Source organism: Azoarcus sp. Soil_N_20, from assembly GCF_057656155.1.
Map to the genome: position 1 here is coordinate 624,067 of NZ_JBDGKX010000001.1, position 16,970 is coordinate 641,036.

Genomic DNA, 16,970 nt, shown 5'->3' on the forward strand with positions numbered 1-16,970 from the left:
AAACGCTCAAGTCCGCGGGCGGGCGATCAGGCGGAAGTCGTCGCCGATCCGGCGCAGGTCGCGCACGTCGAGCCGCAGCGCGGTGTCGAGCCGGGTGAGCGCGGCAAGGTTGAACAGTCCCTGGGCAGCGTCGCCCACCAGCATCGGTGCGAGATAGAGCAGCAACTCATCGACGCAGCCCTCGCGCAGCAGTGATCCATTGAGCTTGAAGCCGGCCTCGACGTGAATCTCGTTGAGGCCGAGTGTGCCGAGCTCGCTCATCAACGCTGGGAGATCCACTTTGCCCCCGTTGTTGGGAATCTGTAACAGTCGGTGGCCGGCGTCGGTCAGGCGCGCCGCTTTCTCCGCGTCGGGGCAGGCGGTGGCGATGATGATCGGCTCGCCTTGCAGGATCCGGGCAGCCAGGGATACATCGAGCCGGGCATCCACGAGCACACGGAGAGGCTGGCGTGTGCACGGTATGGCGCGTACCGTAAGCTGAGGATCGTCCTCCTTCACCGTGCCGATACCGGTGAGGATCGCACAGGAGCGTGCGCGCCAGCGGTGTCCGTCGGTGCGGGCGGCGGGCCCGGTAATCCACTGGCTCACGCCGTTGTTCAATGCGGTCTTGCCGTCCAGCGTGCTCGCCGCCTTGAGTCGCAGCCACGGACGGCCGCGGGTCATCCGCGAGTTGAAACCGATGTTGAGTTCCCTGGCTTCGTGCTCGAGCAGACCGCGCGCAGTGACGATCCCGCTTGCGCGGAGGCGCTCCAGGCCACGACCGGAAACCAGCGGATTCGGGTCCTCCATGGCGACTACGACCCGGGAGACGCCGGCCGCAATCAATGCATCGGCGCAAGGCGGGGTGCGGCCGAAATGGGAGCAGGGCTCCAGGGTGACATAGGCGGTCGCACCTTGCGCCGCCTCGCCTGCCTGTCTAAGGGCGAGTGCTTCGGCGTGGGCCTCGCCGGCGCGGGAATGCCAGCCTTCGCCCACCGTCCGATCGTCACGCACGATCACGCAACCGACTCGCGGATTGGGCGTGGTCGTATTCACTCCCTGTTCGGCCAGCGCCAGGGCGCGCGCCATGCAGGCGTGATCAGTCGCCGAAAAGGTCATGCTCGGTATCGGCCGGAGGTTTGGGGTTCGCACGGCCACGCCTGGGGCGGGTCTGCACCTCGCGGATGACCTCGGAAAACTCGTCGACATCGGCAAAGTTGCGGTATACCGAAGCGAAGCGGATGTACGCCACCTTGTCGAGCTGCTTGAGTTCCTTCATCACCAGTTCGCCGATTCGCTCGCTGGATACCTCGTTCTCGCCCAGTGCCAGCAGACGGGCCTCGATACGATCGACCGCCGCCTCCAGCGCTTCGGTGGTGACCGGGCGTTTGCGCAGCGCGAGCTTCATGCTGCCCGCGAGTTTGGCATGGTCGAAATCGCTGCGGCTACCGTTGCGCTTCACGATGTGCGGCATCTTCAGATCGATGCGTTCGTACGTGGTAAAGCGCTTGTCGCAGCTGGCGCAGCGTCGACGTCGACGGACCACGTCACCGTCATCGTTTTCGCGGGTGTCGGTGACCTGGGTATTGGGATCGCCGCAGAATGGGCACTTCATGGCGAAGATGCGAACGCCTGCAGCGAACCAGGGAGGCTCACTGCAGGCATTGGCTCAGCTGCCGTACACCGGGAACTTCGCGCACAGTTCGGACACCTTGCCGCGCACGCGCTCGATCACCGCACTGTCGTCGGGCGCATCGAGCACGTCGGCGATCAGGTGGGCGATTTGCTCGGATTCGATCTCGGTGAAGCCGCGGGTCGTCATCGCCGGAGAGCCGATGCGGATACCGGAGGTCACGAAGGGCTTTTCCGGATCATTCGGGATCGAGTTCTTGTTTACCGTGATGTGGGCGCTGCCCAGCACCGCTTCCGCCGCTTTGCCGGTGATCTTCTTGGAGCGCAGGTCGACGAGGAAGACATGGCTTTCGGTGCGGCCGGAGACGATACGCAGGCCGCGTTCCTCGCCCAGGACGCGCGCCATCACGCGGGCGTTGGCGATCACCTGTTCCTGATAGTTGCGGAATCCGGACGTTGCCGCTTCCTTGAATGCGACTGCCTTGGCCGCGATGACGTGCATCAGCGGACCGCCCTGCAGGCCGGGGAAGATGGCAGAGTTGATCGCCTTCTCGTGCTCGGCCTTCATCAGGATGATGCCGCCGCGCGGGCCGCGCAGCGTCTTGTGGGTGGTGGAGGTGACGACGTCGGCATGCGGCACCGGGTTCGGGTAGTACCCGGCTGCAATCAGGCCGGCGTAGTGGGCCATGTCCACCCAGAAAGTCGCGCCGATTTCCTTGGCAATCTTCGCGAAACGTTCGAAGTCGATACGCAGCGAATAGGCCGAAGCGCCGGCGATGATGATGCGCGGCTTGTGCTCGCGTGCCAGCGCTTCCATCTTGTCGTAATCGATTTCCTCCTTGGCGTCGAGGCCGTAGGCCACCACGTTGAACCACTTGCCCGACATGTTGAGCGGCATGCCGTGGGTGAGGTGGCCGCCTTCGGCCAAACTCATGCCCATGATCGTGTCACCCGGTTTGGCGAAGGCCAACAGCACGGCCTGGTTGGCCTGCGAACCCGAGTTGGGCTGCACGTTGGCCGCCTCGGCGCCGAACAACTTCTTCAGCCGGTCGATGGCGAGCTGCTCGGCGACGTCGACGTGCTCGCAGCCGCCGTAATAGCGCTTGCCGGGATAGCCCTCCGCATACTTGTTGGTCAGCTGGGAGCCCTGCGCTTCCATGACTGCATGGGAGACGTAGTTCTCGGAAGCGATCAATTCGATGTGGTCTTCCTGGCGGCGGTTTTCCGCCTGCACGGCGGCCCACAGCTCGGGATCGACCTTGGCGAGGGTGTCTTGCGAAGAGAACATGGAACGGACTCGACAGGGTGGTTTTTAAAAGCGGATATTACCATGCAGCGCGGGCATGCATGGCGGGCAGCGCGCGACTCGATCCGAGTGGCCTGCGCGGATGTCCGTTCAGGCGTTGGCGAGTTCGTCGCGGGCGTCGTCCAGATGGCTCTGGTCGCCCCAGCTGACCAGTTGCCACTGGCCCCGGTCGTGATCGACCCAGTTCAACGCCGCGTTGGGGATCGTGAAATCGCGTGGCGCCTCGAGTACCTTGCCGGTGGCGAGGCGATGAACGATGTCGAGCACTCCGCCATGGGTCACGATCAAGATGTCTTCGCCGCGGTGACGGTTGGCAATGCGGCTCAGCGTGTCGCTGATACGGTCGGCGAAGGCTCGAAGGCTTTCCCCGCCCCCGGAAAATGCAAAGTCCGCTTCGCGGCTGATGAAGCGGGCGTAGTCGGTCGGATGTCGCGTCTGCGCTTCCTGGTAGCTCAGGCCCTGAAACAGTCCGTAGTGGCGCTCACGCAATCCGGGTTCGGGCGTGACCTGCAAAGCGGTGGCAGCGGTGATGACCTCCGCCGTCAACTGCGCTCGGCGCAGATCGCTGCTGTAGGCAGCGAGAAATGATCGGCCTGCCAGCGCGCGAGCGGTTGCCCGCGCCTGCGCGACGCCGGTTTCATTGAGCTCGATATCGAGATGTCCCTGGAGACGCCTTTCGACGTTCCAAGTCGTTTCGCCGTGCCTCACCAGGCACAGTCGGGTATAGGTGCTCACCATCCGCCTTTGCTTTCGTCGCCGTTCGTCGATTCGCCCCAGCCTCCGTCGGACGGGGGGGCCTCGATCCGGATTGTATCGAGATCCACCTCGACCTTGGCATCGAGATTACCGGTGACGAGCTGTGGGAACGCGATGACGGCGGCCAGAACCAGGACCTGGATCAGGACGAAGACAACCGAGCCGCGGTAGATCTGCGTGGTCTTCACCGCTTCGATGCGTTTTCCCGTTACCCGGTCGAGAAAGGCACTTACCGGCGCCACGCTGCGCAGGTAAAACAGCGCGAATCCGAACGGTGGAGTCAGGAAGGAGGTCTGCAGGTTGACCGCGAGGATGACGCCGAACCAGATCAGGTCGATACCGAGCTTGTCGGCGACGGGGGCCAGCAGCGGGATCAGGATGAAGGCAATCTCGAAGAAGTCGAGGAAGAAGCCAAGCACGAAAATGACCGCATTCACGAAGATCAGAAAGCCGATCTGACCGCCGGGCAGCTTGTCGAACAGGTGCTCGACCCACAGCTGGCCATCGACCGCGGTGAAGGTGAAGCTGAAGATGGTCGAGCCGATCAGGATGAACAGCACAAAGCAGGACAGCCGCGTGGTGGATTCCAGCGCCTGCTTCAGCGTCACCAGATCCAGGCGCCTGCGCGCACCCGCCATGATCAGCGCGCCAACGGCCCCCATCGCACCGCCCTCGGTCGGCGTGGCGATACCTAGGAAGATGGTACCGAGCACGAGGAAAATCAGTGCCAGCGGCGGAATCAGAACAAACACGACGCGTTCGCAGATACGCGACAGCAGACCGAGGCCGAACAGACGGTTGAGGCCGGCAAGGCCGAGCGCAAGCGCCGTACCCAAGGTCAGTGCCACGACGATCGTCTCGTCGAGCGCCGGCGTCACCTCTTGAGTCTTGAACATGCCGAGGATTTCGCCATAGTGGTTCCCGAACAATGCCGATACCACGGTGATCCCGGCCGCGAGCACGGTGAGCGAGCGCAGACCCGACGACCCGTCCGGTTCGCGATGGGTCAGTGCCTCCGGCGGCAATGCAGGCACCAACTTTGGCTTGAAGATGGCGAGCGCGATGATGAACAGCGCATAAAGGGTCACCAGCAGAAAGGCCGGAATGAAGGCCCCCTTGTACATGTCGCCGACACTCCGACCGAGCTGGTCAGCCATCACGATGAGTACGAGCGAAGGGGGAATCGCCTGCGCGAGCGTGCCCGAGGCGGTAATCACGCCGCTCGCGATTTCGCGACTGTAACCATAGCGCAACATGATCGGCAACGAGATCAGACCCATCGAGATTACCGATGCCGCAACCACGCCGGTCGTGGCGGCCAGAAGGGCGCCGACGAAGATGACTGCCAGGGCCAGGCCGCCGCGAATCGGGCCGAATACCTGGCCGACGGTGTCGAGCAAATCCTCGGCCATGCCGCTACGCTCGAGAATCAGGCCCATCAGAGTAAAGAAGGGAATGGCCAGCAGAGTATCGTTCTGCATGATGCCGAACACCCGCAATGGCAGCGCCTGGAACATCGACGCCGGTAGCAGCCCGGCTTCGATCCCGATAAAACCGAAGAACAGGCCACACGCTGCAAGGGCGAACGCGACCGGGAACCCCGACAGCAGGAAGAATACGACTGCCCCGAACATGATCGGCGCAGCGTTTGCTGAGAAGAACTCGATCATTGGTGGGCCCCTGCGCCGTCGGACTCGTGTTCGGTTGAATTGTCACCATGGCCACCGTGCAAGGTGGGGTCGGGTGCCTTGCCCGCGAGATACGCGATGCGCTTGATGAGTTCAGAAAACGCTTGCAGCGCCAGCAGGCCGAAACCGAGCGGTACCAGGGCGTAAGCGGGCCAGCGGATCAGTCCGCCCGAATTGGACGACATCTCGCCGGATACATAAGCGGTATGGACGATGGGCCAGGCGAAATCGATCATGAAAAAGCACATCGGCAGCAGGAAAATCAGAATGCCGCCAATGTCGATGAGGGTGCGCGTGCGCTTGGAAACCTTGTTCGCCAGCACGTCGATGCGTACATGGGCGTTCTGCATGAAGGTATAGCCGGCACCGAGCAGGAAAACGGCTCCGAACATGTACCACTGGATCTCGAGAAAGGCGTTCGAGCCAACGTTGAAAGCCTTTCGTGCAATGGCATTCAAGGCACTGATGATGGCGGCGGCAAGGACAAGCCAGATAATGCACTTGCCGATCAGCCGCGTCAGACTGTCGATCAGTCCGGAAAGCTTGAGAAGGATACCCATGAGAAGTTCGGCCTGGCCCCGAGGATGCTGATTACGCCGGTCTGGTATACGCGTGTCAAGACGAGCCACGGATTGAAGTATGCCACCGGTTCGATAGCCCGGCCGCCTGCGCTTCCGGGTACAGAGAGGCGCGCTCCGGGATCGCTCCCGAGGCGCGCCTTTTTGCCGATCCGTTAGAGCTTCATCCCGGACATGTACTGATCGAAGCTGCCTTCGGCAATCGGAGCCCACTGATAGGAGTCGGCGAGGAATTTGGCATAGTCCCCGTAGATCTTCTTCCAGTTCGGGTTCTTGTCGTTCAGTTCCGCATACACTTCATTGCGTGCCTTGTAGGCAGCGTCCATCACCGATTTGGGGAAGCGGTCGAGCTTGGCGCCCTCGGCAATGAGCTGTTTCAAGGCGCCGGGGTTGCGCGCATCGTAGCGCGCCTGCATGACCACGTGCGCATCCGAGGCGGCTTGGCGTACGATGGCCTTGTACTCATTGGAGAGCGAATTCCACTGCTTGTCGTTGATGTAGAGCGACAGTTGGGCACCGCCTTCCCACCAGCCGGGGTAGTAATAGAAGGGGGCGACCTTGTGGAAGCCCAGCTTCAGATCGTCATAGGGACCGACCCACTCGGTTGCGTCAATCGTGCCCTTCTCGAGTGATTGATAGATTTCGCCGCCCGGAATGTTCTGCGGTACGCCACCCATCTTGGCGAGTACGCGCCCGCCGAAGCCGCCGATACGCATTTTCATGCCGTTGATGTCGGCCGGCGATTTGATCTGTTTGCGGTACCACCCACCCATCTGCGCTCCGGTGTTGCCCAGCGGGAAATTGATGATGTTGAATTGCGAATAGAACTCGCGCATCAATTTCATGCCGTTGCCTTCATACATCCACGCCGTGAGTTGGCGCGAGTTCATGCCGAAGGGAATTGCGCAATCGAAGGCGAACGCCTCGTCCTTGCCGAAGAAGTAATACGGTGCGGTGTGCGCCGCATCGATGGATCCTTGCTGAATGGCATCGACAACGCCGAAAGCCGGCACCAGTTCGCCTGCAGCGTGGACCGAGATCTGGAACTTGCCGCCGGTGGCATCAGCCACGTTCTTGGAAAAGACTTCGGCGGCGCCGTAAATGGTGTCGAGTGATTTCGGGAAGCTGGAGGCAAGGCGCCAACGAATCTGCTGCTGCGCATTGACGATGGCCGGTGCGGTTCCTGCCGCCAGTACGCCAGCTATACCTGCGCTCTTCAGGAATTTACGACGTTCCACAATATCTCCTCGATGTCTGTGTGTGTTATGGACTTGCAGCGGCGATTATAGGGATTACAGGGCCGTCGAAAACCGCGGAAAACCCTAACGATCCGGGGATTTGCCCGAGTTGCTCCAGTTGGGGTTGTCCCATGGGGTGCGATCGTCGGGGGAACGTCAATGCCGACAAAATAAACAAAGCCCCCGGAGCAGTGAGCTGATCCAGGGGCGTGGCGGTTATCGACGGAATGGCAGGGTGTGACGGGGATCCGGCAGGCCCGGATTTTTTGCTTGTCCTGCCGTGCGCGCAGTCTTCGCGCCTCGGACTGGTTCTAGTCGGACTGCGACTCGGGAAGATCTTCCGAAAGTGGGGGGGGCGTTCTCCGATCGGCCTGCTGCTTGCCGAGCGCACTCTCGATCGAGCGTCTCAGCTTCTGCGCCGCGCCGTCGATGGCCTGGTGCAATGAGCCGGCCATCTCGGTGACAGCAATGGGCTGACGACCGGCGAGTCGAGCTTCCATCAGGCAGCGTTTGTCGTCCTCGCCGGCCTTGCTGCCGTTTACGTCGCTGACGTGAATCTCGACCCGGGTGATCTGCTCCCCGAAGCGGTTCAGTGCATGCCTCACCACTTTTTCGGCGTGGTGCCTACGCGCTTCATGGCCTTCAAGGCTCTCGTCAGAATTGAAGTGCACTTGCATGGTGACTCCTGTTGAACGGTTCGTGCGTGGATGCTCGATCGAGCGGAACAAAACTCGCCGATCTTGGGATAGAGACCCACGGTGGGCGGACGTCGTTCCATCGGAAGTGACGTGCGCACCGTATCAACGTAACAGATCGAGATTGAAATGGTGTTTGATGAGGCGCTGGAATCGCCCAACGCCTTCCAGCGCGCTACGCAACTGCGCCACCTCCATGGGATTGAGCTGGTCGAGTGCAACGTAGTTCGTCGGATTCCGGCCAGCCTGTATTGCCTGGACTTGGCCACGCAAGCGCATTCGCACGAGAAACTCGAAACTTTCTTCGGCATCCGCCGCCACCTCCGCAGGCAACAACCCTGCCGCCACCAGTGACGCGATACGCTCGTGGGTGCCGCCGTCGAGATTGCCGGCTTCGAGCGACAACGCCTTGATGCCGTCGGTGATTGCAAAGATGCCGGCCTTTTTGATGTCGATCTCGCCGCGATGCTCAGCGCTGGTTTCGGTCTTGATCTTTCCGAACCAGCCGAATGGCGGCCTGAAGCCCATCATGTTCTGTGTCATCCGCATCAGGAAACCCCGATTGCCAGCGACGTGCTTGAAAACATAGGCCTTGAGCTGCTGCTCGAGTTGCGGGTCGCCATACAGGGTGCGCAGGTCGACGAACATGCTGCCCTTCATGATGTGATCCGGGGTAGGCGTGTTGAACCAGCGATTGATCTCCTCCTTCCACCGGCTCACGCTCCCCTGCCAGGCGGTGTTCTTGGCCATGATGCCGCCGGGGCACGGGGGAACACCGATTGCGATCAGGGCATCGATCAGTTCGGTGGCAAAGGCCTTGAGCTGACTGACCTCGGCCGCGCTAAGGTCGTCGGCGTAGATCAGTGCGTTGTCCTGATCGGTCGCCAGGGTCTGTTCCCGGCGCCCCTCGCTTCCCATCACCACGAATGCAAAATCCGGCGGAAGGCAGGCGAATCGGTCCTTGCGCAGGAGGGCGATCAGGCGCCGCAGGATCTGGTCGTTGAGATTGGCGATCAAGCGCACCATGTCGCGGGTGCGCATGCCGGTTCCGCTCAGATGCAATACCAGCCCTTCGATGCGCTGATGAAGTCGTTCAAGCTCGTCCAGGTCGGTGGCTTGCTCGATATCCAGGACCAGTTGATGTGGGGAGTTCGTCTGCAGCTTGAGGATATCGGTGTCGGTAATGATGCCCGCGAGTGCGCCCTTGCCATCGACCACCCCCAGGCGATGGATGCCCCGCCGCGACATCTGGTACAGCGCCTCGTAGAGGGAATCGTCCTCGCCGATCACCGAAAGCGGTGAGTTCATGACATCGCGTACCGTCAGCAAATTCGGGTCGAGGCCGCGCGCGACGACTTTGTTGCGCAGGTCGCGATCGGTGAATATTCCGCTTGGATTGCCCTCTTCGATGACCACCATGCTTGAGATGCTCTTCTCACGCATGATTGCAACGATATCGACAAGCGGCGCGCCGGCTTGGCAGCTCACGACCTGGCGTTGACAGAAATCCCTTGCCGGGCGGAAGAACTGGTTGTCATCAGCCATGTGAGCCTGCTCTCCGTTGAAAACGGACAACGATGTCGGAACGGTCGTCGAACTGGGTATTCGCGCGAGCAGCGCACGCCGTTGCGGGCCGGGGTAGAAAAACCAACCGGATGTGCGGTTGGTCGCGGCGCTTCAAGGTATCAGTGCAGTCCTTGGGTGGTGTTGGCCGCCTTCATGCCTCGCGGTGGGTGTGCATCAAGTAGTTTACGTCGGTGCCGCGCCCGAGCGAGTAGATCTTGGTCAGTGGGTTGTAGTCCATGCCGATCAGCTCCTGCGGAGAGAGTCCTGCATCGCGACAATAGCGGCTCAGCTCTGATGGTTTGATGAACTTTGCGTATTCATGAGTGCCTCGGGGCAGAAGATTGAGCACATATTCGGCCCCGATGATCGCAAACAAGTACGACTTCAGGTTGCGATTGAGGGTGGAGAAAAATACATGGCCGCCGGGCCTGACCAGCCTCGCGCATGCCGTGATGGTGCTCGCCGGGTCGGGTACGTGTTCGAGCATCTCCATGCAGGTGACTATGTCGTACTGCCCGGGGCGCTGCGCGGCAAACTCCTCGGCGCTGACGAGTCGATAGTCGACCTTCTGGCTGCTTTCGAACAGGTGCAGCCGTGCGACGCCGAGTGCTTTCTCCGATAGATCGATCCCGGTGACGGTTGCGCCTCGCGCCGCCATCCCCTCGGAGAGAATTCCGCCGCCGCAGCCGATGTCGAGTACGTCTTTTCCTGCGAGGCTGGCCGTGTTGTCGATCCAGTCGAGGCGAAGCGGATTGATCTCGTGCAGGGGTTTGAATTCCGAGGCCGGATCCCACCAGCGGTGGGCGAGGTCGCTGAATTTCTGGAGTTCGGCGGGGTCTGCGTTGAGCGTGCTCATCATGTTGGCCTGAAACGGACACAGTGGTGAAGACCGAGCGCATCCGAATGCGTTCGGCGAGGTTCGCAAAAAGAAAAAGCCCCGCCGAGGCAGGGCTTTTTCCACAAGCGGAGTCGGATTACTTGGAGCCGATGACTTCGACTTCAACGCGACGGTCCGGCTGCAGGCAGGCGATCAGTGCCGTACGGCCCTTCACGCTGTCGCAGGTGGTGCCGGTCACGGGCTGCTTTTCGCCCTTGCCTTCGGTGTAGACACGGTTGGCTTCCACGCCCTTGGAGACCAGATAGGTCTTCACGGCGGCAGCGCGACGCTCCGACAGCTTCTGGTTGTAGGCGTCGGAACCGAGGCGGTCGGTGTGGCCGACAGCCAGGATCACTTCCAGCTTGACTTGCTTCGACTGGGCGGCGAGGTCGTCGAGCTTGGCCCTGCCTTCGGGTTTCAGGACAGCCTTGTCGAAGTCGAACAGGGCATCGGCGGAGAGCTTGATCTTGTCAGCCGTGGGCTTCGGAGCAGGGGCAGCAGGTGCTGCCGGGGCGGCTGCCATCGGGGCAACGCACTTTTCCTTCGGAACGATGTCGCCGTCACATTCGCAACCGGCCGGGAACTGACCAGCCATGGCAGACCCGGCGGCAGCCGGGCTCCAGTAGCCAGTGCGCCAGCACAAGCCAGTGCCGCTGCGGGCGACGACGTTACGACCGTCGATCAGGTAGGGGATTTCACCCTTGCCATCGACGACGACATCTTTGGCCTGAGCAAAGGCGCTGGGAGCGGAGAGGCCGATCGAAGCGATGGCGGCCAGCATGAGCATCTGTTTCTTGGTCTGTTTGGTCATGGTTTCCTCATGTGTAGGGCGAGAGACGGTTGTAGCCGCTGCAACCGGGCGAAAACGGTCTTTGAATCCGTGTCGCGTGCGTTCGAACGGAATTAATTCGGTTCAATTAACGAGTTTAGTTTGCCATAGCGTTGTGATGCCGAGCAATTCTTTGTCGCTTATTTGCAACATCACCGTGCCATTTCTCACCCGCAGTGCGCCGTCAATCCACACGTGGGAGACCTGTTCACGTCCGCAGACATAGACCAGGTGCGAAACCGGGTCGAAGCACGGTGTCATCAGCGGGTCGGCGATCGAGACTGCGCACAGGTCTGCACGCTTGCCGACACTGATCGATCCGATGTCACGATCCATGCCCAGCGCCCGCGCACCGCCCAGCGTTGCCATGTGAAGGGCGAGGTGTGCTGGAATGACTGCTGCATCCTGTTGGACCGCCTTCGCAAGCAGCGCGGCATGGCGCATCTCCTGAAACAGGTCGAGCCGATTGTTGCTTGCCGCACCGTCGGTTCCGAGGCCGACGTTGATACCGCATTCGACCAGCCGCGAAAGTGGGGCGATGCCACTGCCCAGTTTCATGTTCGAAGTGGGGCAATGGGCGACGTTGCAGCCATGGTGTGCGAGTCGGGCGAGGTCGGTGTCATCGAGATGTACGGCGTGGACACCGATCAGGTTCGGCCCCAGCAGGCCCAGGCGCTCGAGCCGGTGCAGGGGGCGCATGCCGTGTGCCGCCAGCGACTCCGCAATTTCGCTTGCGGTTTCATGGACGTGAATATGGATCGGTACGTCCAGTTCTGCTGCGAGGCTGCCGGCCCGTTCGAGGCTGCTGTCCGAGAGCGTGTATGGTGCATGAGGTGCAACCGAGAACCCGAGCAGCGGGTGCGCTCGCCATTTGTCCCGGATGGCAAGCCCCTTTCGCAGGCAGTCGTCTGCATCGCTGGCGTAGGAGGTCGGAAAATCCAGCATGATCATGCCGATGACGGCGCGCATTCCGGCCTTGTCGAAAGCGGCTGCCGCTGCATCCGGGTAGAAGTACATGTCGTTGCATGTGGTGATCCCGCCGCGCAGCATTTCCCTTGCGGCCAGCAAGGTTCCATCATGAACGAAGGACGGGCATGCGTGCTTCGCCTCGGCAGGCCAGATCGCTTCCTGCAGCCAGCGCATCAGCGGAAGGTCGTCGGCGATGCCCCGCATCAGGTTCATGGCCGCGTGCGCATGGAGATTCACGAGACCCGGGATCAGAACATGATCCGGCAGTTCGGTAGTCTCCGAGGCCCGGTAGCGGAGGCGGGCCTCGGCCTGAGACAGGATATCCACAATCCGACCGGAGCGGATCGCCACGCTGTGATGTTCCAGCAGGGTGTCGGCAGGCGATATCGGAACCAGCCACCGCGGGTGTATGAGTTGGTCGACGGGTTCGCTCACGATCGGGCTCCGAAATGAAAACCCCGGCTGTTGCGGGGGCGGGCTTGGCAGTCGGCGGTGGTTACTTCGTCGGACCCTTAATAAGAACCACCGCGCGGCGGTGCGGTTCGAGACACTCAGTCAGCTTGGTGCGGCCCAGAGTAGCGGGGCAGGAGACGACGCCGACCGGCTGGGTCTTCCCGAACCGGATGGTGTCGATCCTGTTTGCATCGATGCCCTTGCCGACCATGCCATTCTTGACCGCTTCACCGGTTATTTTCCCCGTCGAGCGGGGGTTTCGGTTTTTGCTTTGAGATTTAAGCACAATGGGCAAGGAGCGGACAGTATCAATTTACGTTAACGTCAATCGGAACGTTTTTCACCTGAAGATTCTCTATGTACGGTGATCGTGACACAATTGACACGATTGCAACGTGCTTGTGTAGGGTGCTTCACGCGCCAGCAGGATGCCATGGGACAGATGCCCGAAAGAGTCGGCAAGTATCGGATCGTGCGCGAGTTGGGGCGCGGGGCAACGGCGGTCGTTTATCTTGCCGAGAATCCTCATTACCCTGAACCGGTTGCGCTCAAGCATGTCAAGTTCGACGACAAGGCGCGCGACGAGGCGAAGTGGAATCGCCGTCTGCTGAAGCTGCTCAAGGCCGAGGAAGCGGTGGCAAGACGCCTCGATCATCCCAATATCATCCGAATTTTCGAGGCCGTGGTGGAGGCCAGCGAGGCCTACGTGGTGATGGAGTATTTCCCGGGCCTGACCCTCGAGCGGTATTGCAGCTTCGAGCGTCTGCTTCCCATTCACCGCGTGATCGGGATCATTTTCAAGTGCTGCATGGCGCTCGATCATGCCTACCGCAACGGTATCGTCCATCGCGACATCAAGCCGGCCAACATCCTGGTGGATGACCAGGACAACGTAAAGATTACCGATTTCGGACTCGCGCTGAACATCAGCAAGAAGATCGAGACCGACTCCACCTTCATCATGGGCGTGGGTTCGCCCGCTTACATGAGCCCGGAGCAGATCAAGGGCTATCCGCTCAATCAGAAGACCGACCTGTATTCGCTGGGCGTGGTGCTCTTTCATCTGCTCACTGGGCGGCTGCCGTTCCGGGCGGCGAATCCTGCGCAACTGGTGTACAAGATCATCAATGCCGACCAGCCCTCGGTGTCGCAACTCAACCCCGATATCCCGGAGCAGATGGATGCAGTGATCCGGAAAGCGCTGGAGAAGGATCTTTATTCACGCTACAAGAACGGTGCCGAATTTGCCAAGGACCTTGCGGCGGTCCGCTACAAGATCCTCGATGACAGCTTCGTGCCGGCGGACACCAGCCGGTTCACGATGTTGCGCAAGCTGGCATTCTTTACCGAGTTCGACGACATCGAGTTGTGGGAGGTGTTACGCATCAGTTCGTGGCGCAAGGCCGACGAACATGTGACGCTGATGCGTGAGCGCGATGCCGATCAGCGGTTCGGCATCGTGCTGTCGGGGCGCGTCGAACTGTCGGTCGAGGGGCGCAAGGTGCTCGAACTCGGTCCTGGTGAGGTGTTTGGCGAACAGGCCTGGCTGGACCACCTCGAGCATCGACACATGATGACCGCGGTGTCGCTCGAGCCGATGACATATCTCGAGATCAACCCCGCGGCCCTGGCGCTGGCGACCGATGAGGTACAGGAGCTGTTCCGGCGGCAGGTATCAACGGTCGTCGTCCGGCGGCTGGCCGAAGTCAGCCGTGCGTTGGCCAAGCACTGCGAACCTGCGATCCGGGGCGACTATACGGCGACCGGTGGGCTGGATCTGCAACTGGTCGAGGATTGACCGGACTAGACGCTCAGGTCGATCTGGCTGACGGTGCCGACGCCGCCGTCCTCGCGCAGATAGATGCTGCTCGAACGCATCTCGCCCAGCGTCTGCCGAACCGCATTGCGGACGCTGAACGGGGTGTCGATGGCGCCGAGATACAGTGCCCCGACGCCTGCTTCGGTCAGGGACCTCAATGTGCCGCCCCCGCTCGGGTCCGGCTGCCAGACGCGCAAGCGAGCAAAGTCGGCGTCATTCTCGTCGATCCAGCGGTTGCCGTCACCATCCAGTTGCGCAAGTTCGGCAAACCCGTTGCCGCTCGTCGGCCCGAACAACTCCCGGCCATCGTCGATCCGGCCATTCGCATTGCGGTCGAAGGCCAGAAGACCGCTCCCGCCGACCAGGGGCACCTGTTCCGTGTCGCCATCCGCGTCGAGGTCGAACGCAAAGCGCAGATCGGACAGCGATGTTGCGGAGCCCGCGAAATCAAGTATCAGCGGATCTTTCAGGGGGGCATCGCCGGCGCGAACCTGCATCGAGACCGACTCGGCGTGGCTGCGCTCCAGCGTGAAGCCGACCTGAAAGCGGACCTCGGCGCCGTCGGCGGTGCGCACCACCCCTTCGGCGGAAAAAAGGGTCTGCTCGAACTCGGCGTAAGTCGCCTGATAGTCGTACTCGATGCCGAAGCCGGCACGTCCGGGCGGGGCTCCGCTACCCTGACCGCCGGACGAGGGTACGGCGCCCATGCCTTCGAGGTCGCTCAGGCGCATGACTCGCACCGGCCGGCCAGTGAGGAACTCGACCATGCGGATCAGCACCGACAGGCGGGGATCGGATTCGGCCGCATCCTCGGCCGCGGCAATCGCATCGGCTCGCTGTGCCGCAATGCCTTCGTCCGACACGCACACGAGATCCGGCTTTGCCGGGGCCTGGCCGCGGGCAGCCGCGCCGGGGGAGTCTCTCCACATTTCGAGCCGCTCGCTCACCTGCAGGTACTGCATCGAAATGTGGCTGGACTGCAGTTCGATGCTGGCGCTCGCGATCTTCATGGTGGCCTCCCGGGGTGTTTCTCTCCGGGCCTGTTAACGGCTGCTACCGAAAATCCTTGAGCGGCGCGGGATCGATGCCCCGCTGTGGTCTGCTCTCCTCAGCGGAGCTTGCGCTCGGCGTCGCCGACCGCCACGTTCACGATCCAGGTCAGCAGGCTGTATAGCAGCGCACCCCAGAAGGCGGTCCAGAAATCGCTCACCTGCACACCGCCGATGAGCCCGGAGACGCCCCAGAACAGGAAGGCGTTGATGACCAGGGTGAACAGGCCGAGGGTGAGCAGCGTGATGGGCAGGGTGATCAGGATCAGGATCGGGCGGATCAGCGCATTGACCAGGCCGAGCAGCATGGCTGCCGCGAGCGCGGAGAGATAACTCTCGACCGCAATCCCCGCGATGATCTCGGGGAGTATGAGCATGGCGACCGCGTTCAATGCCCAGCGCAGCAACAGGCGCAGGTTGGGGGTCATCAACGCTTCGCTCCCAGGCCCAGGGCACGTTGACGTGCCGCGGCGCAGGCCTCGGCGGTGTCGGCAGGGCGGTCCAGCCAGTGGCCCAGGTGGCGGCGGGTAAGGGTCGTGAGCGCGGCAATCCAGTCGTGGCGCTCGTTGAGGCAGGGGATGTAGTGGAAGGTCTTGCCGCCATGGGTCAGGAAGGCCTCCTTGCATTCGATGGCGATCTCCTCGAGGGTTTCGAGGCAGTCCGACACGAAGCCCGGACACATGACGTCGACCCGCCCGACTCCTTCCCGTGCCAATGCTTCGAGCGTGGGCTGGGTGTAGGGCTTGAGCCACTCCGCCTTGCCGAACCGGGACTGGAAGGTGATCAGGATGCGTTCGGCCGGGAAGTCGAGCGACTCGGCGACCAGGCGGGCGGTCTTGTGACACTCGCAATGATAGGGATCGCCGAGCTCGAGCGTACGCCGCGGGATGCCGTGAAAGCTCATCACCAGCCGGTCGGGCTCGCCGTTCTGCATCCAGTGGTCACGCACACTCTGGGCGAGTGCCGCGATGTAACCGGGCTCGTCCGCGTAGCTGCGCACATAGCGGAGCTCGGGAAGGTTGCGCCAGTGCTGCAGGCTGTGGCTGACTTCGTCGATCACGCTCGCGGTCGTGCTGCCGGCAAACTGGGGATAGAGCGGCACCACCAGGATGCGGGCGCAGCCGCGCGCACGCAGTGCATTCAGCGTATCGGGAATGGACGGTGCGCCGTAGCGCATGGCCCATGCGACGTCGATATCGGTCCTTGCTTCGGCGTTCAGGTAGCCGTCGAGCAGCTTGGCCTGACGTTCGGTATGCACCTTGAGTGGCGAACCTTCTTCCATCCACACGCTGGCGTACTTTGCCGCCGACTTCCCCGGGCGGGTGTTGAGGATGATGCCATTGAGGATCGGCCACCACACCAGGCGCGGAATCTCGACCACCCGCCGGTCGGACAGGAACTGCTTCAGGTAGGGGCGCAGTGCCGCGGCGGTGGGGGCCGCCGGAGTGCCCAGATTGACCAGCAGCACCGCAGTGCGTTCAGGGGTTCCATGCGTGTAGGGCGATTCGGGCCAGTAGCGGGCCATGCTGATCCTTC

16 protein-coding genes are annotated in these 16,970 nt (G+C 62.0%); 1 reads left to right on the top strand and 15 read right to left on the bottom strand.

All coding sequences use genetic code 11. The annotated features are described in order from the left end of the window. Positions 1-6 precede the first annotated feature (6 nt). From ribD to AC3A35_RS02990, 12 genes are all read right to left on the bottom strand, one after another. A complete protein-coding gene (ribD, locus tag AC3A35_RS02935; RefSeq protein WP_487434400.1) occupies positions 7-1,098 on the bottom strand; it encodes a bifunctional diaminohydroxyphosphoribosylaminopyrimidine deaminase/5-amino-6-(5-phosphoribosylamino)uracil reductase RibD in 1,092 nt (363 codons plus the stop codon). Beyond that, the gene (nrdR, locus tag AC3A35_RS02940; RefSeq protein ID WP_487434401.1) at positions 1,079-1,594 is read right to left on the bottom strand and encodes a transcriptional regulator NrdR; all 516 of its coding nucleotides are present in this window, start codon (positions 1,592-1,594) and stop codon (positions 1,079-1,081) included. The genes ribD and nrdR overlap by 20 nt, the downstream gene beginning before the upstream one ends. A gap of 54 nt (positions 1,595-1,648) precedes the next feature. After that, positions 1,649-2,899, bottom strand: a complete 1,251-nt coding sequence (glyA, locus tag AC3A35_RS02945) for a serine hydroxymethyltransferase (protein WP_487434402.1) — start codon at positions 2,897-2,899, stop codon at positions 1,649-1,651. A 108-nt stretch (positions 2,900-3,007) separates the two neighbouring features. After that, positions 3,008-3,655 (bottom strand): histidine phosphatase family protein, encoded by a 648-nt coding sequence (locus AC3A35_RS02950; protein WP_487434403.1) that lies wholly within the window; start codon positions 3,653-3,655, stop codon positions 3,008-3,010. Continuing rightward, entirely contained in the window at positions 3,649-5,343 is a 1,695-nt protein-coding gene (locus tag AC3A35_RS02955) for a TRAP transporter large permease (protein ID WP_487434404.1), read from the bottom strand. The genes AC3A35_RS02950 and AC3A35_RS02955 overlap by 7 nt, the downstream gene beginning before the upstream one ends. Then, positions 5,340-5,921, bottom strand: coding sequence for a TRAP transporter small permease subunit (locus AC3A35_RS02960; RefSeq protein ID WP_487434405.1), 582 nt, complete (start codon positions 5,919-5,921; stop codon positions 5,340-5,342). Before AC3A35_RS02960 ends, AC3A35_RS02955 begins: the two co-directional genes overlap by 4 nt. Before the next feature lie 173 nt (positions 5,922-6,094). Then, positions 6,095-7,177 (bottom strand): TRAP transporter substrate-binding protein, encoded by a 1,083-nt coding sequence (locus AC3A35_RS02965; RefSeq protein WP_487434406.1) that lies wholly within the window; start codon positions 7,175-7,177, stop codon positions 6,095-6,097. A 311-nt stretch (positions 7,178-7,488) separates the two neighbouring features. Then, entirely contained in the window at positions 7,489-7,854 is a 366-nt protein-coding gene (locus tag AC3A35_RS02970; protein ID WP_487434407.1) for an HPF/RaiA family ribosome-associated protein, read from the bottom strand. 123 nt (positions 7,855-7,977) lie between these two features. Next, on the bottom strand, positions 7,978-9,417 hold the full coding sequence (locus AC3A35_RS02975) for a DUF294 nucleotidyltransferase-like domain-containing protein (RefSeq protein ID WP_487434408.1): 1,440 nt from the start codon (positions 9,415-9,417) through the stop codon (positions 7,978-7,980). Positions 9,418-9,589: 172 nt separating this feature from the next. After that, positions 9,590-10,294 carry a bifunctional 2-polyprenyl-6-hydroxyphenol methylase/3-demethylubiquinol 3-O-methyltransferase UbiG gene (ubiG, locus tag AC3A35_RS02980; protein ID WP_487434711.1) on the bottom strand — a complete coding sequence of 235 codons (705 nt, stop codon included), beginning with the start codon at positions 10,292-10,294 and terminating at the stop codon, positions 9,590-9,592. A 118-nt stretch (positions 10,295-10,412) separates the two neighbouring features. Then, positions 10,413-11,126, bottom strand: a complete 714-nt coding sequence (locus AC3A35_RS02985) for an OmpA family protein (protein WP_487434409.1) — start codon at positions 11,124-11,126, stop codon at positions 10,413-10,415. A gap of 102 nt (positions 11,127-11,228) precedes the next feature. Continuing rightward, a complete protein-coding gene (locus tag AC3A35_RS02990; RefSeq protein ID WP_487434410.1) occupies positions 11,229-12,548 on the bottom strand; it encodes a TRZ/ATZ family hydrolase in 1,320 nt (439 codons plus the stop codon). Positions 12,549-12,999: 451 nt separating this feature from the next. On the opposite strand from AC3A35_RS02990, the gene AC3A35_RS02995 reads away from it, so the two are divergent. Continuing rightward, complete coding sequence (locus AC3A35_RS02995) at positions 13,000-14,364, top strand: serine/threonine-protein kinase (RefSeq protein ID WP_487434411.1); 1,365 nt, start codon at positions 13,000-13,002, stop codon at positions 14,362-14,364. A 5-nt stretch (positions 14,365-14,369) separates the two neighbouring features. Here AC3A35_RS02995 and AC3A35_RS03000 read toward each other — a convergent pair whose 3' ends face one another. The 3 genes from AC3A35_RS03000 to hemH form a co-directional block, all read right to left on the bottom strand. Then, entirely contained in the window at positions 14,370-15,395 is a 1,026-nt protein-coding gene (locus tag AC3A35_RS03000) for a hypothetical protein (protein ID WP_487434412.1), read from the bottom strand. A 98-nt stretch (positions 15,396-15,493) separates the two neighbouring features. After that, positions 15,494-15,862 carry a phage holin family protein gene (locus tag AC3A35_RS03005; protein WP_487434413.1) on the bottom strand — a complete coding sequence of 123 codons (369 nt, stop codon included), beginning with the start codon at positions 15,860-15,862 and terminating at the stop codon, positions 15,494-15,496. Continuing rightward, positions 15,862-16,959: a ferrochelatase gene (gene hemH, locus AC3A35_RS03010; RefSeq protein WP_487434414.1), complete on the bottom strand. Its 1,098-nt coding sequence runs from the start codon at positions 16,957-16,959 to the stop codon at positions 15,862-15,864. The genes AC3A35_RS03005 and hemH overlap by 1 nt, the downstream gene beginning before the upstream one ends. Positions 16,960-16,970 lie beyond the last annotated feature (11 nt).

Excerpts from the sequence above, each read along its gene's own strand:
- AC3A35_RS02995 (WP_487434411.1), top strand. The coding sequence starts at position 13,000 with ATGGGACAGATGCCCGAAAGAGTCGGCAAGTATCGGATCGTGCGCGAG.
- AC3A35_RS03000 (WP_487434412.1), bottom strand. The coding sequence starts at position 15,395 with ATGAAGATCGCGAGCGCCAGCATCGAACTGCAGTCCAGCCACATTTCG.
- ribD (WP_487434400.1), bottom strand. The coding sequence starts at position 1,098 with ATGACCTTTTCGGCGACTGATCACGCCTGCATGGCGCGCGCCCTGGCG.
- glyA (WP_487434402.1), bottom strand. The coding sequence starts at position 2,899 with ATGTTCTCTTCGCAAGACACCCTCGCCAAGGTCGATCCCGAGCTGTGG.
- AC3A35_RS02975 (WP_487434408.1), bottom strand. The coding sequence starts at position 9,417 with ATGGCTGATGACAACCAGTTCTTCCGCCCGGCAAGGGATTTCTGTCAA.
- nrdR (WP_487434401.1), bottom strand. The coding sequence starts at position 1,594 with ATGAAGTGCCCATTCTGCGGCGATCCCAATACCCAGGTCACCGACACC.
- ubiG (WP_487434711.1), bottom strand. The coding sequence starts at position 10,294 with ATGAGCACGCTCAACGCAGACCCCGCCGAACTCCAGAAATTCAGCGAC.
- AC3A35_RS03005 (WP_487434413.1), bottom strand. The coding sequence starts at position 15,862 with ATGACCCCCAACCTGCGCCTGTTGCTGCGCTGGGCATTGAACGCGGTC.
- AC3A35_RS02955 (WP_487434404.1), bottom strand. The coding sequence starts at position 5,343 with ATGATCGAGTTCTTCTCAGCAAACGCTGCGCCGATCATGTTCGGGGCA.
- hemH (WP_487434414.1), bottom strand. The coding sequence starts at position 16,959 with ATGGCCCGCTACTGGCCCGAATCGCCCTACACGCATGGAACCCCTGAA.
- AC3A35_RS02970 (WP_487434407.1), bottom strand. The coding sequence starts at position 7,854 with ATGCAAGTGCACTTCAATTCTGACGAGAGCCTTGAAGGCCATGAAGCG.
- AC3A35_RS02960 (WP_487434405.1), bottom strand. The coding sequence starts at position 5,921 with ATGGGTATCCTTCTCAAGCTTTCCGGACTGATCGACAGTCTGACGCGG.
- AC3A35_RS02985 (WP_487434409.1), bottom strand. The coding sequence starts at position 11,126 with ATGACCAAACAGACCAAGAAACAGATGCTCATGCTGGCCGCCATCGCT.
- AC3A35_RS02950 (WP_487434403.1), bottom strand. The coding sequence starts at position 3,655 with ATGGTGAGCACCTATACCCGACTGTGCCTGGTGAGGCACGGCGAAACG.